The organism is Croceitalea dokdonensis DOKDO 023 (assembly GCF_001306415.1).
GTDB lineage: Bacteria > Bacteroidota > Bacteroidia > Flavobacteriales > Flavobacteriaceae > Croceitalea > Croceitalea dokdonensis.
Genome location: NZ_LDJX01000004.1, coordinates 102,092 through 116,538 on the forward strand (window position 1 = coordinate 102,092; position 14,447 = coordinate 116,538).

The 14,447-nt window shown below is 41.1% G+C and carries 16 protein-coding genes; 11 read left to right on the forward strand and 5 right to left on the reverse strand.

Translation table 11 applies throughout. The features are described from left to right. Nucleotides 1–32: 32 nt before the first annotated feature. Genes I595_RS09555 through ruvX form a run of 4 tightly spaced genes read right to left on the reverse strand, consistent with a single transcriptional unit; the run spans nt 33 to nt 2,237 of the window. Nucleotides 33–488, reverse strand: a complete 456-nt coding sequence (locus I595_RS09555; RefSeq protein ID WP_054559206.1) for a DUF5606 family protein — start codon at nt 486–488, stop codon at nt 33–35. A gap of 53 nt (nt 489–541) precedes the next feature. Next, entirely contained in the window at nt 542–1,132 is a 591-nt protein-coding gene (gene def, locus I595_RS09560) for a peptide deformylase (RefSeq protein ID WP_054559207.1), read from the reverse strand. A gap of 6 nt (nt 1,133–1,138) precedes the next feature. After that, entirely contained in the window at nt 1,139–1,825 is a 687-nt protein-coding gene (locus I595_RS09565; protein ID WP_054559208.1) for a DUF1919 domain-containing protein, read from the reverse strand. Between the two features lies 1 nt (nt 1,826). Then, nucleotides 1,827–2,237, reverse strand: coding sequence for a Holliday junction resolvase RuvX (ruvX, locus tag I595_RS09570; protein ID WP_054559209.1), 411 nt, complete (start codon nt 2,235–2,237; stop codon nt 1,827–1,829). A gap of 100 nt (nt 2,238–2,337) precedes the next feature. Between ruvX and I595_RS09575 the strand changes: the two genes are divergently transcribed. The 11 genes from I595_RS09575 to I595_RS09625 all read left to right on the forward strand — a co-directional run bounded on the left by I595_RS09575 (nt 2,338) and on the right by I595_RS09625 (nt 13,201). Continuing rightward, complete coding sequence (locus I595_RS09575; protein WP_054559210.1) at nt 2,338–3,153, forward strand: 2,3,4,5-tetrahydropyridine-2,6-dicarboxylate N-succinyltransferase; 816 nt, start codon at nt 2,338–2,340, stop codon at nt 3,151–3,153. A gap of 72 nt (nt 3,154–3,225) precedes the next feature. Further along, nucleotides 3,226–4,059, forward strand: a complete 834-nt coding sequence (locus I595_RS09580; protein ID WP_083467562.1) for a glycosyltransferase family 2 protein — start codon at nt 3,226–3,228, stop codon at nt 4,057–4,059. A 294-nt stretch (nt 4,060–4,353) separates the two neighbouring features. Then, complete coding sequence (locus I595_RS09585) at nt 4,354–5,403, forward strand: hypothetical protein (protein WP_054559211.1); 1,050 nt, start codon at nt 4,354–4,356, stop codon at nt 5,401–5,403. Nucleotides 5,404–5,571: 168 nt separating this feature from the next. Then, nucleotides 5,572–6,684 (forward strand): glycosyltransferase family 4 protein, encoded by a 1,113-nt coding sequence (locus I595_RS09590; protein WP_054559440.1) that lies wholly within the window; start codon nt 5,572–5,574, stop codon nt 6,682–6,684. After that, nucleotides 6,684–7,754: a glycosyltransferase gene (locus I595_RS09595; protein ID WP_054559212.1), complete on the forward strand. Its 1,071-nt coding sequence runs from the start codon at nt 6,684–6,686 to the stop codon at nt 7,752–7,754. Before I595_RS09590 ends, I595_RS09595 begins: the two co-directional genes overlap by 1 nt. Next, complete coding sequence (locus tag I595_RS09600; protein ID WP_054559213.1) at nt 7,747–8,523, forward strand: glycosyltransferase family 2 protein; 777 nt, start codon at nt 7,747–7,749, stop codon at nt 8,521–8,523. The genes I595_RS09595 and I595_RS09600 overlap by 8 nt, the downstream gene beginning before the upstream one ends. Next, nucleotides 8,523–9,086, forward strand: coding sequence for an L-threonylcarbamoyladenylate synthase (locus I595_RS09605; protein ID WP_054559214.1), 564 nt, complete (start codon nt 8,523–8,525; stop codon nt 9,084–9,086). The genes I595_RS09600 and I595_RS09605 overlap by 1 nt, the downstream gene beginning before the upstream one ends. A 15-nt stretch (nt 9,087–9,101) precedes the next feature. Further along, nucleotides 9,102–10,523, forward strand: coding sequence for a CCA tRNA nucleotidyltransferase (locus I595_RS09610; RefSeq protein ID WP_054559215.1), 1,422 nt, complete (start codon nt 9,102–9,104; stop codon nt 10,521–10,523). Beyond that, nucleotides 10,520–11,554 carry a COX15/CtaA family protein gene (locus I595_RS09615; protein WP_054559216.1) on the forward strand — a complete coding sequence of 345 codons (1,035 nt, stop codon included), beginning with the start codon at nt 10,520–10,522 and terminating at the stop codon, nt 11,552–11,554. The genes I595_RS09610 and I595_RS09615 overlap by 4 nt, the downstream gene beginning before the upstream one ends. A gap of 25 nt (nt 11,555–11,579) precedes the next feature. Then, nucleotides 11,580–12,074, forward strand: coding sequence for an IS1096 element passenger TnpR family protein (locus I595_RS09620; RefSeq protein ID WP_054559217.1), 495 nt, complete (start codon nt 11,580–11,582; stop codon nt 12,072–12,074). A 68-nt stretch (nt 12,075–12,142) separates the two neighbouring features. After that, a complete protein-coding gene (locus tag I595_RS09625; RefSeq protein ID WP_054559218.1) occupies nt 12,143–13,201 on the forward strand; it encodes a nucleoid-associated protein in 1,059 nt (352 codons plus the stop codon). A gap of 59 nt (nt 13,202–13,260) precedes the next feature. Here I595_RS09625 and I595_RS09630 read toward each other — a convergent pair whose 3' ends face one another. Beyond that, nucleotides 13,261–14,343, reverse strand: coding sequence for a hypothetical protein (locus tag I595_RS09630; RefSeq protein WP_054559219.1), 1,083 nt, complete (start codon nt 14,341–14,343; stop codon nt 13,261–13,263). Nucleotides 14,344–14,447: the final 104 nt, after the last annotated feature.

Here is a 14,447-nt window from a genome sequence, read left to right on the forward strand (position 1 = left end):
ATTTAAAGATAAGCGGTAAATGGCCAGGTGGTCTATTCTTCTTCGCTGTCGGCAGTGGTTTCAACTTTGGTATCGGCAACCACTTCTTCCTTATCATTTTCCACAAAATCTACAATTCCATGGTCGTGAAGGATATTATACCATTGGATGATTTTTTTGATGTCACTGGCATAGACCCGGTCTTCATCATAGTTGGGCAGAACTTGAAAAAAGTATTCTTCTAACTTTATTTTTTCCTCCTTATGGCCAATGGACGTTTTGCCCCCATTTTCCTTTTCCTTGATTTTTTGAAATACCTCTTTCAATGGCACCTCCTCTTCCAAGGTATAAATGGCAATCTCTGATAGCACACTCACATTGTTGCGCAACCCTACGGTTACCCGTTTTCCGTCCAACAAGGACTCACCAACAAAACCAGCCCTAGTTTGGGTCAACAATTTGTACAATCCCGGTTTACCTCCAATAGATAATATTTTATCCAAAGCCATATCTGTGTTTTAACGTTGCAAAGTTATAGGAATCTTTTAGCTACCGTTGCCCGTTACCTTACTTTTTTGGCATCGGGAAAGCGCATTTTATAATCCACGCTTATTTTTCCTTTGGAAATTTTTTGCAGCCTGTTTTTAAGAAGTCGTTTTTTGAGTGAAGACAGTTTGTCCGTAAACAGGATACCCTCTATATGATCGTACTCATGCTGGATGACGCGCGCTACAAGTCCTGTGTAGGTTTCTGTGTGGTTCTTAAAATTTTCATCTTGATAGGAAATCGTGATAGTATCCTTTCTATGCACATCTTCCCGGATATCCGGGATACTCAAACAACCTTCATTAAAGGCCCACTCCTCACCCGCTTCCTCTTCTATCTGGGCGTTGATGAACACCTTTTTAAATCCATGTAGCGCATCCTGTTCTTCTTTGGTAAGCTCTTCATCATCGGCAAAGGGCGTAGCATCTATCACAAACAGCCTAATGGGCAAACCAACTTGTGGTGCCGCTAGGCCAACGCCGCTGGCATTGTACATGGTCTCCCACATATTATGGATTAAATCGTTGATATTGGGGTAGTCTTCAGTAATTGCCTTCGCCTTTCTTCTCAAAACAGTATCGCCATAGGCAACAATTGGTAAAATCATAGGTACTTACTTAAATCGGGTTCGTTGAATCTTGCCGGTATTTAACCATTGTATCACATCAAAATAAAGAAAGGTTAACTTATACAGCTTCTTTCCATTTACGGCAAAAGTCCTTTTATCGTTACTTTGCTGGCGCAAGATAATATGTTCTTCCGTTTTTTCGCCAAGCATGGGGTTAATGGAGAAGGAAACTTTGTTCTTGAACGGCAGGCCATGAAAATCCGTCAAGTCTTCTGAAGTCACTCCCCTACGGTCACAAATCATAAAGAAATAGTGATTCTTGTTCTGCTGCAAAAGCATACGTTTTTTTCTTCTGTTCCATTTGCTGCGGGCCTCATCCTCGTTGCTATAATGCTGAAAATGGATTTCGATATCGTCCAATACACCAATCGGGTAGTCGTTTTTTGCATCTTTGTACTTAGAAACAGGAATAAAATTAAGGTCCACGCCCATGTAACGGTCAAAATCCTTTAACAGTTTCATGTAACAGGGTCCGTAGAAAAACAAACCAATAAAAGGGGTGTTATAGGGTATATTGAGCTGTTGGTAAATTTGGCTACCCCAGCAGTTACGACTCACAATCACAAAATCCTTATTGAATAGGGAGCGTTGCTCACGACTGTCAAAATACACTTTAAAATACTGCCTTATTTTCCGTTTGAGAAATACCTCAAGGTCCACGATACCCACCACCCTACTTTCTGTTTAGATAATCTTGCAAAATGATGGTGGCACTAATTTCATCCACCAAGGCCTTATTACTTCGTTTTTTTTTGCCCAAACCCGATGCCAGCATGGAGTCAAACGCCAGTTTTGAGGTAAAACGCTCGTCTTGCCTGGTTACCAGTATGTTGGGATACCATTTTTCCAATTTGGCAATAAAGGGTTGCATTAAGGCCTCGGATGTTGACGGGGTGCCATCCATTTGCTTGGGTTCCCCTATTACAATACGTTCCACATCCTCGGTGGCCAAATATTTTCTTAAAAATTGGGGCAACTCGCTAGTGGCCACCGTGGTTAGTCCAGAAGCTATGATCTGTAGTTCATCGGTTACGGCAATGCCCGTTCTTACCTTACCATAATCCAACGCTAGAATCCTTGCCAAATCTGAATTTTTGGCAAAAATAACCTATAAATTGTTATGCCTGTAAATTGAACTGGGATATCGTGGAATGCACCCTATCTTCGCAAAAATTTTTACAATCATGGATGCGCTAAGGGATATCATAGAAAAAGCTTGGGAACAACGGGAATTGTTAAAGGAGGCAACAACACAAGAAGCCATAAGGGAGGTGATTGCCTTATTGGACGATGGTAAACTGCGTTGTGCCGAACCCACTGCCAACGGATGGCAAATCAATGAATGGGTCAAAAAGGGGGTAGTACTATATTTTCCTATTCAGAAAATGGAAACCTTGGAAGCGGGCATTTTTGAATACCATGACAAAATTCCTTTGAAACGAGGCTATGAGGCAAAGGGGATACGCGTTGTACCCCATGCCGTTGCAAGGCATGGTGCGTATATTTCCCAGGGCACCATACTTATGCCCAGTTATGTGAATATAGGGGCTTACGTGGATGAGGGCACAATGGTGGACACTTGGGCCACCGTGGGCAGTTGCGCACAGATTGGCAAAAACGTTCATTTAAGTGGTGGCGTTGGTATTGGCGGGGTTTTGGAACCTTTGCAAGCGGCACCGGTCATTATTGAGGACAACGCATTCATAGGCTCACGCTGCATTGTCGTAGAGGGCGTTAAAGTAGGGAAAGAAGCCGTATTGGGAGCCAACGTGGTATTGACCGCTTCTACCAAAATTATTGATGTTACCGCAAAAGAGCCAGTGGAAACCAAAGGAGCGGTACCCGCAGGTTCCGTTGTTATTCCTGGTAGTTATACCAAACGCTTTGCCGCTGGGGAATACCAAGTGCCTTGCGCTTTGATCATTGGCAAACGGAAGGAAAGCACCAATAAAAAAACATCTTTGAACGATGCGCTCCGCGAATATGATGTAGCGGTATAAAATTGTAGGAAAATATACCAAAACCTTCTTTTTTCCGTTAGCTACAGGCGTACATCATTAAAATAGCTGCCATTGACGCCTAAGAACAACATAACCGCATTGATCATCACCTACAATGAAATTGGATATATTGAAAGGTGTATTGAATCCATTGGCTTTGCCGATGAAATTATTGTGGTGGATTCATTCAGTACAGATGGCACCTATGAATACCTTTTGTCGCATAAAAAGGTAAAGGTAGTTCAACGCCCTTTTAAAAACTACACGGACCAGAAGGCTTTTGCGCTACAACAGGCCAATAATGATTGGATTCTTTTTGTTGATGCCGACGAAGTGGTCAATGCCCAACTAAGAGAAGAAATCCTGCAAACTATAGCCAATAAGAATGCCGCAGAGGCCTACTATTTCTACAGGCAGTTTATGTACCAAGGTGCACCGCTCCACTTTAGCGGTTGGCAAACCGACAAAAACCACAGGTTGTTCAGAAAAAGTAAGGTGAAGTTCGTGGATAACAAATTGGTTCATGAATCCCTTGATGTCAACGGCACCTCAAAAAGTCTAAAAACCAAACTTGAGCATTATTGTTTTAAAAATTTTGACGACTACAAAAGAAAAATGTTGTGCTATGGCCAATTACAGGCACAAGAAAGGCTGCAAAAAGGGGAAACTTCCAGTGTCCTAAAATTACTTATCAAACCCATTTGGCGATTTACGTACAACTTTGTCTGTAGGTTTGGATTTCTTGATGGCACCAAGGGTCTAAAGGTTTGTTATCTTAACGCATTGAGTGTTTACCACAGATATGCCCAATTACATCGTTTAAGGCAAAATTTAAACGTTAAGCCATACGGTAGTTTTGGCAAGGAAAGAAACTATGCCATTGGCAAGGAAAGTGTAATCAGCTAGCATGTTCCATGTTCACTATAGCAATGCGCACGGATGACATTCCTGGATGTTTTATTTACTAAAGTCTGAATTAAACATAGTTACAACACATAAGCAAGGCCTTTAAAATTCCAGAACCTTGCAGATGGCTTCAACCACCAGTAATATGTTCTTACGCCGTACCTATCTTAAACATTATTAAATTTGGGCAAGACCATGGGACAATGCACACCTATTTTCTAAAACTATCCTCACATATGTTTAATGTTGCCTTAAATGTTTAGTTTTAGAGTGACAAGAAAATGTTAGGGTGGCATGAATATTACCATTGTTGAAGTAAGCAGAAGTCACGAAGAATGCATCTACAGCCAGGTACTCTTTTTAACAAGTGCAGGCCATAAGGTGTCCTTACTGCTGCATGAAGCATTGGAACCACAGGTAGCAACCTACTGGCATTTATGTGAACAACTTAGTTTAATACGTCCGGTTGCCCAAGGTCTGCTACCCAAATGGCAACAGCAACGCAAAACAGCCAAGATATTGGAAAAACAGGACGTTGTCATTTTCAATACGGCCAGTTCCAGTAAATTTGTGCGCAACCTTTGCCTACTTTTACTTCATAAACAAGTGTTGTGCCTAGGTGTACTGCACCATGGAAATAAGCTCATGGGAAGTTTTACCCAAAAGGTGATATCCTTAAAAATAAAAAGGTATTATGTTTTAAGTGACCATATTAAAAAACAGCTCACGCCAAAACAGGATACCTACATCACCAGTTTCTACCCTATCTTTTTTCCTGACAACCATCAGTATATGGAAAAACCGCCCAACGAAATCTGGATTTCCATACCTGGCCGGATAGATGCTACCAGAAGGGATTACGACACCTTATTAAAAACCTTGGCGAAAACCCAACGAAAAAGCAAGCTAAAATTCCTGTTGCTTGGAAAACTGGACCGTGAAAGAATTACTGACAACAACCTCATGGAACAGATAGAAAAGCTAGGCCTACAAGACTTTTTTATTTGTTTTGACCACTTTATCCCAAACAAGGAATATCACGCCTACCTAAAATCCAGTAATCTGGTCATGCCACTTTTAAAAGAAGAAGAAAATTACTTACGCTATAAAATTTCAGGCAGTTTTAATTTGGCCTATGCGTACCAAAAACCCTTATTGTGCAAGCAATTTTTTGCAACTATTGGGGATTTAAATGAAAATGCCATCTTTTATACCGCAGACAATCTAGCACAGGTTTTAGAGGGCATCGGGGAGGGTAGCCTAGACGTTCCAAATGGGTACCAGAATCCAAAATGGGAATTTAACCGTCAAAAAGAACAGTATCTGTCCTTATTAAAGGTCTAAAATCAAATATTTCAACCTTTTACCAGTAGCTATTTGGTTGTTGTCAGGGCTTAAGCACCTTAGGCTATTTTTTGCGATATTTAAGTATGAACAACATTTACATGCCAACACTCCCAGTTTAGGTAATCACAGAAATATCAGTAGTTTTGCCACATTCAAAAGATGCCCATGAAAATAGGATACGATGCAAAACGTATTTTTCATAATACCACCGGTCTAGGAAATTATGGAAGGGACATTGTTCGCATCTTAACTGGCCATCCTGCCATATCGCATTTATTTTTATTTAACCCAAAAGCTTCTAGTCTATCCAAAAAAGTTGAACTTGGCAAGGCTACCATTGTATATCCAGCGGGCTGGTTCTGGAAAAACTTCACAACCCTATGGCGGTTATTTGGGGAAAGCAAGCAGCTTAGCGGCAAAGGCGTGGACATTTTTCATGGATTATCGGGAGAATTGCCCATGGGCCTGCCCCATAAAAAGGTTGCCAGTGTGGTAACCATCCACGATCTTATTTTTCTAAGTCATCCACACTATTACAATTTTTTTGACCGTATCATCTATCGCCTTAAATTCCAGCATGCGGTGAACCATGCAGACCGGGTTATCGCCATTAGCGAACAAACGAAGAAAGATATTATTAAATACCTGCGCACCGATGCCGACAAAATCACCGTCATTTATCAAGGATGTAATGAGGTGTATCAAAAAGAATATACCACACAAGAAAAACAAGAAGTGCGCAAAAAATTTAACCTGCCGGAAAAATTTATTTTAAATGTTGGTACCCTACAAGAAAGAAAAAATGCGCTGTCCGTAGTACGGGCCATTAAAGACACCAAGTACCATCTTGTTTTGGTTGGGCAGGAAAAAGCCTATGCAAAAAAAATCAAAAAGTATATAAGGGATAATCACATGGAGCATCAGGTGAGTTTTATAAAGAATATCAGCTCCGAAGAACTAGCGACAGTATACCAATGTGCCACGGTATTTTGCTACCCTTCTATATGCGAAGGATTTGGGATACCCATCATTGAGGCCCTCTATAGCAAACTACCGGTGATCACCACAAAAAATGGCTGTTTCCCAGAGGCCGCCGGCCCGGATTCCATCTTTGTGGATCCTATGGATACCAAGGAGATCAAAACTGCATTGGAAGACCTTTTTAGCCATCCGGTAAAACGGGCAGAAATGGCCAAAAAAGGGTTTGTTTATGTTCAACGGTTCTCCGATGCCAACGTAGCGCAGAATCTGGTGAATCTTTACAAAAACTTGACCTAATGGAGACCATCTGCTTTTTTAATACAGCAAAAGCCTGGGGAGGCGGTGAAAAATGGCATTTTGAAGTAAGCCGTCATTTGCACCAAAATGGTTTTGACGTTTTTGTGGTTGCCCATGAAAAAAGTGCGTTACTGGAGAAACTCATAGGGGCCCAAATTCCTTGCAAGGGGATTGCTATTTCCAATCTTAGTTTTATCAACCCCTTTTCCGTAAGACAGGTATATCAAAGTCTTGCATCCAGGAAAATCAAGACCATTGTAATGAACCTCTCCAGGGATGTTAAAATTGCTGGGAGAATGGCAAAAAAAGCGGGCATTCCAAGAATTATTTATAGAAGGGGCAGCGCAATACCCATTAAAAATACCTGGTTCAATAGGTATTTGTTCAAAAACATAATAACGGAAATACTTGCTAATTCCCAAGCTACGAAAAAGACCATTTTGGCCAACAATGCCAATCTTTTTGATGAAAACAACATCAACGTCATTCATAATGGTATTGACACGGGGAAGACCGTTCCCCAAGCCAAAAAAAACAACATTTTAACCATACTTACTCTTGGAAGGTTGGAATATCAAAAAAACCATAAATTTTTGTTGCACTTAGCGGTAGCACTTAAAAAACGTGGACTGCAATTCCTAATTCGCATAGGGGGTGATGGTAGGCTTAAAGAGCAATTAACTAAAATGGCGATAACCCTAGGAGTTGGGGATTATATAAGGTTTGATGGGTTCATAGAATCGCCTTTGACCTACATCAATCAAGCAGATATTTTTGTGCTCCCTTCCCGTTGGGAAGGTTTTGGATATGTTTTGGCAGAAGCCGCACTTTGCAAAAAACCCATTGTAGCCTTTGATGTTAGCAGCAACCCTGAACTCATTTCCCATGGAACATCTGGATACCTGCTACCAAAGGATGATGTAAATGCCTTCGCAGATGCCATCATTAAACTAGATCAGCAACCAGAATTAAGGGAAGCGTTTGGCCGTAACGGACACCAATTTGTGACGGAACACCTAGACCAAAACCAACAATTGCAAAAAATCCAAGACTACCTGGTCCATGCCTAAAAACCCCACTAAAATATCGGCCCTGCTCATTACCTTCAATGAAAGGCACAACATTGATGCGGTACTGGAAAACCTGGGTTTTGCCGATGAGATTATTGTGGTAGATTCCTTTAGTACCGATGGCACCATAGAACGTATTAAAACGCGCCCCAAAGTAACGTTGATACAACGTCCTTTTCTAAACTATACCGATCAAAAAAGTTACGCTTTGGCACAGGCCACACATGATTGGGTTCTCTTTTTGGATGCTGATGAGCGTCTTACCCCACAGCTAAAAAAGGAAGTGCTTGAGGTAGTTGCATCCGATGCCGGACCGGTAGCTTATTTCTTTTTAAGAACCTTTATGTTCAAAAATAAAGTACTCCGTTTTAGCGGTTGGCAAAGCGACAAAAACTACCGCTTATTCAGAAAAAGCAAGGTTCAGTTTGTACAACATAGGATTGTCCATGAAACGCTCCAGGTTAATGGGACCTCTGCCACCCTTAAAAATAGATTACTGCATTACTCTTACACGGATTATGAAGAATATAAGGGAAAGATGCTGAAATATGGAAAAATGAAGGCGCAAGAGGAACACGCCAAAGGTAAAAAAGCCAGATTCTTCCATTTTATTTTTAGGCCCATGTATAAATTCATCAATCATTTTGTCATAAGGCTTGGGTTTCTGGATGGCAAACGTGGTGCCATCATCAGTTATCTAAATGCGTTGGGCGTGTTGGCAAGGTATAGGGAGATGAAACGCTTACAAACCACGAAAAAACCCGAATAATGTCTTTTCAAAACCAAGTGGATAACAGTGTGTCATGCCTTTTGGAGGGCGGTTTACTTGTTTATCCAACCGTGGCCGGATGGGCCTTAGGCTGTGACGCCACTAACAATACAAGTATTCACCGTCTGCGTAAGACAATGGAAACCCCAGTCGCTGTAACGCTTTCCATTTTAGTGGCCAACCAAGCCATGATGGAAAGGTTTGTAAAGCATGTTCCAGAAGTGGCCTATGATATATTTGATCTTGCCACGAAACCAACGACCCTTATTTTTGACCAATCCAAACACCTCCCACCCAAACTATCGCTTTACGGTGAGGTAGGTGTGCTTATCGCCTCCAGTAAATTTTGCCGATATCTCATACAGAAATTAAAGAAACCCATCATTTTTTATCCATTGACAACTACCGCCACCTCCATAAAAAACAGTTTTTCAGCTATTGACCCAAAAATTTTAAAGAGCGTGGACTATGTGGTAAATTTGCAGCAAGAAAAAGAGCTATGTACCCCATCATCCATTATAAAACTGACCAGTAATGGTCTTGTTCAGGTGATTCGGGAGTGAGCGGTAAGGAAAATAATGGAACATCAAACAGCTTTAGAACACCCTATTTTTAAGACCATTCAACAAAGTGCCAAAAAACTTGATGTTCAGGCGTTTGTCATTGGAGGTTATGTCCGGGATTTTTTATTGCAACGAGGAAATGCAAAGGATATAGACATTGTTTGTGTGGGCAGTGGCATTGCATTGGCCAAAGAGGTGGCAGCCAGGCTGCCCGGTAAGCAGGAAGTTAAATTCTTTAAGAATTTTGGTACCGCCATGTTGCACCACCAGGGGATAGAACTGGAATTTGTTGGTGCAAGAAAAGAAAGCTACGACAGGAACAGCAGAAAACCAATTGTGGAGGACGGTAGTTTGGAGGACGATCAAAACCGAAGGGACTTTACCATTAATGCCATGGCATTTTCCCTTAATCCAGATTCCTTTGGCAAGCTCATAGATCCATTTAACGGCATGCACGATTTGGAGCAGAAAACCATTCGCACCCCTTTGGCCCCAGGGATTACCTATTCTGACGATCCCTTGCGGATGATGCGTGCCATACGGTTTGCCACCCAACTGGACTTTACCATTGAAAAGGATTCCCTACAGGCCATAACGGACCACAACCACCGTATTAAAATTATCTCAAAAGAACGCATTGTGGATGAGGTCCATAAAATCCTGGCCTCAAAGAAACCATCTAAAGGTTTTGCCCTTCTTTACAAAACGGGCTTATTGCCCATGATTTTCCCGGAACTGGATGCATTGCGTGGCATTGATGAAATTGATGGTCAGACCCACAAAGATAATTTCTGGCACACACTGGAAGTGGTAGATAATATTGCCCAAACCACCGATAACCTATGGCTAAGATGGGCGGCATTACTACATGATATTGGCAAAGCACCAACCAAACGGTTTGACAAAAAAAATGGATGGACCTTCCATGCCCATGAATTTGTGGGTTCCAAAATGGTATACAAACTGTTTAAACGCCTAAAGATGCCCCTTAACGACAAAATGAAGTTTGTCCAAAAAATGGTTTTGATGAGTTCCAGGCCAGTGATTTTATCAGAAGACCACGTAACGGATTCCGCAGTGAGGCGTTTGGTTTTTGATGCCGGTGATTTTGTAGAAGACCTAATGACCCTTTGCGAGGCAGATATCACTACTAAAAACCCTAAAAAACAACGACGGTACCTTAAAAATTTCAAAGAGGTAAGACGTAAAATAGTGGAAGTCGAAGAAAGGGATCGAATACGCAACTTTCAACCACCGGTTTCTGGAGAGGAAATCATGAAAACCTTTGATTTAAAACCTTCAAGGGAAATAGGAATTATTAAGGAGGCGATAAAGGAAGCTATCTTGGCTGGTGAAATACCCAATGAGTACGCTGCGGCCAAGGACTTTATGCTTAGACAAGGAATAAAAATAGGACTAACACCCGTAAGTCAATGAAGAAAAATACGCGCAAAGTTGCCAAAATAGCATTGGTATTGGTCTACTTGGTTATCATTGCCGGGGCCGTGGTACGGATGACCGGTAGCGGAATGGGATGTCCAGATTGGCCAAAGTGCTTTGGGTATTACATTCCCCCAACAGAAGAATCTACCTTGCTGTGGGAGCCCAATAAAACATTTGAAAAAGGCCAGGTAATCATTGTAAAGGAGTCTTTATTAGTGGCAAAAACAAACCTTACAACGGGGGCCACCATCAATACGGAGAACTGGGAAACCTATACAAAGCACGATTATGCCAAATTTAACGTATGGCACACCTGGATAGAATACATTAACAGGTTGCTGGGGGCTTTGGCAGGCTTGGCCACCCTCATCCTTGCGCTTTTTTCCCTATCGTACTGGAAAGAAAAAAAACGGGTTACCCTGCTCTCCTTTCTAGTTGTCCTGGGCATGGGCTTCCAAGCTTGGCTTGGGGCCACCGTGGTATATTCCGTCTTGGCACCCGTGCGCATTACATTACATATGTTAATGGCATTGGTTATTGTGGCCATGCTCATCTACCTTATTTTTTTATTGGCAGACACCAAAAAAAGGCTCCTACTTCCCAAAAAACTACAATGGCTACTAGGTGGAGCCTTAATTTTGACCTTAATACAGGTAGCGCTGGGCACACAAGTACGGCAATTTGTGGATGAACAGATAGATTTGGTAGGAGAAGGTGCCAAACAACTTTGGCTCAAGGTTCCTGCCCTAAACTTTTATGTGCACCGTTCCCTATCCATTTTGGTGCTTGCAATAAATGGATATTTGTTTTATTCCATTAAGAGGTTGCAGCTGCCCCTTGTAAAAATCAATTGGGTAATGTTGGTTTTGGTACTGGAAATACTAACGGGAATTGCCATGTATTACCTTGATTTTCCTTTTGGCAGCCAACCCTTGCACTTGGTGCTTGCCAGTTTGTTGTTTGGGGTGCAGTTTTATCTACTTTTGGAAGCCATAATTTGGGGCAAGCCTAACAAATCTTTGTAACTTTGCCTTCACCTAAAATGTAAGGATGGTCTATAAAATTAGGATAATTCTTGACGCCGAAGAAGATATTTTCAGGGATTTGGAAGTGGAACAACACAACACCTTGGAAGATTTCCACAATGCCATTACACAGGCATTTGGGTTCATGGGCAATGAAATGGCTTCTTTCTACACCTGTGACCAAGATTGGAACCAAGATGAGGAAATAGCCTTATTTGATATGAGCGAGAACGGCTCTGATATCAGGCTGATGAACGAAACCTTACTGGAAGACATATTAACGGAAAATAGTCCTAAACTAATTTATGTCTACGACTTTTTAAGCATGTGGACCTTCTTTGTGGAACTTGCGGATATTGTGGATAAGGAAGACGGAAGAACGTACCCAAACGTATTGTTCAGTTTTGGGGAACTCCCAGATGCACCACCGGAAAAAAGATTTGAGTCCAAACCTTCCATAGAATTTGATGACAATTTTGGAAATTATGACGATTTGGATTTTGATGAGAACTGGAATTGATTTCGGTTAACAGGTGCTAGTTCCTATTTTGAAACAAACAGAATACCCATAAATCCTTTGATATAGCCATGCTCAACTTTTATAGTGCCCAGATAGAACGTATTTCCCTTCACCGCGTAGGGAACAAGCATAAGAATGAACCCATTTTTTTATCCCAAGAGCCCTTTGGCCTAAACGATGAAATGTCCGGGCTCCTTAAAGAGTATTTTTTTAAACCGTTCAGGGAAAAAGAAGAGAACTATTTTAAGTTTGACCATGAAGCGGACTTAGAGTTTAATGAGGTGTATAACGCTATTGTTACCATGTTAAAGGACGATGCTACCTTTCATCACGAATCCAAAAAGATTACCACCCAACTTTACGACCAGTCCAAACATCCGCACATTAAAAGTGGTGAGGTGTATGTAGTACACTTTACGGATATTGCCTTGGATAACCAAAAAACCGATGCCATTGGCATCTTTAAAAGTGAATTAAAACATGATTTTCTTCAATTTCAAGAAAAAGGACAAAACCTTGATATTTTAATTGAGCAGGGCATCAATATCAACAAATTGGATAAAGGTTGTTTGGTGTTCAACGTAGAAAAAGAAGCAGGTTACAAGGTCCTGTCCGTAGATAGCAATAAGTACGACACCAAATACTGGTTGGAAGATTTTTTAAACATCACTCCTTTGTCAGATGATAATTTTAAAACCAAGAACTACCTAAAATTCTGTCAGAATTTCGCCAAAGATGTGGTCTTGCCCGCAGAGGACAAACAACAAGAGGTTCTTTTTATGAACCGTGCCGTAAACCATTTTGCCAAGAACGATTCGTTTGAAGAAAGCAACTTCCTAAACGAGGTGATGGAAAACCCGGAGTTGATTCCAGAGTTTAAGCATTATAAGGTTGAAAAAGGACCAAAATTCAGCATAGAGGATGTCTCCAATTTTGACATCGCCAACAAGGCGGTATCGGACGCCAGAAAAAAAATGAAAAACGTGATTGAACTGGACACCAATATCCAGATTAAACTGGATTTCATTAATCCGGAATCTGCTGAAAAGTTTGTGGAAAAAGGCTGGGATGAAGAGCGCCAAATGTATTATTACCTGGTTTATTTCAATAAGGAACAAAAGAGCTAGCTGTAGCAACCCCTTGGAAGGGAACTTCAAAGAAGGAATGGCATACAGGTAGCCCCAACCTACAGTTTTATTTTATGCTCTATGATTTGCTTCATGCTCACATCCTCATAATTTCGCTTCACAAACTTAAGGGCAACATCTAATATCTGTCCCATGTTGGTACACTTTTTAAAGTTCAGGTCCTTGGTAAACTCATAGAGCTGGCCAGCGAGCAATGCTACATTCTCCGGTCTGGAAATGGTTGATGCCTTGGCTATTCTTCTAAGCTTTTTTATGCGGTTACCAGAACTGATGATGCGTTTTGCCACTATGGAACGCTCTTCCAGTTTATATTGGTTTACGGAATCTTCCAAAAGCTTGGTACGCACCAACTCCACCATTTGAAAGTTTTCCTTAAAAAATTGGGGGCGGTATACTTTTAACTTACCCTCAAAACATTGCTGATCAAAATCTATGGCCCTTATCCGATAAACCACATGGTCAAAATCATGCACGGGAACAATGACATAATTATAGCTGCGCATATCGCCCAACAGCCTGATCATACAGCGCTCGTTAAACTTTACAAATTCCTTTGCCAGCTGTGCCTTTTCCCGCTCGGTACAATTGGGCAGGTTGTTTTTAATAAATTCATCTCCCGGTATACCTGCAATATGTTCCTCGATCAAGGTATCCTTATAGACTAAGAAATTAAGATTATACGGGGAAAGCATGTGTTCCAGTTCCAATCCAAAAATCCTGCTGGCATCGGTTTTCTTAACATAGAAATACGTAAAATTATCGTTTAAGATGTTCCTGATCTTTATCCTAAAAGGCTTGGAGTTCCCAAAGGTGCAGAAGTCAACAGCATCCACATTTAGGTATTGGTGGATGTTGTCACTACCATCGGAATGCAATATGGAATAGACTTTTTTTAGACTATGGTCTATTTCCTTCCTATCAAATTCTGAATAATACACCCGTATCCAAAGGGTATCCACATCATTGGAATCATACACATTAACAGACCCGGAAAAGCGTAATAAATCCTCATAAAAAATGGGAATCTCAATTTTACGATTATAATCGTATAAGTATTTATCCAATCCTTCGCTTACCGCAAAAGCCGGTTTCTTTTTAGACATTAATCGCTCTTCTGACATGCGATACAATTTACATTAAAACTCCTTTATCCCTCCCAAATTCCTTCTCCGTCCCGTACAGCATTTTCCTACATAAAATAGTGAAAATCAATAGCTGCAATTCC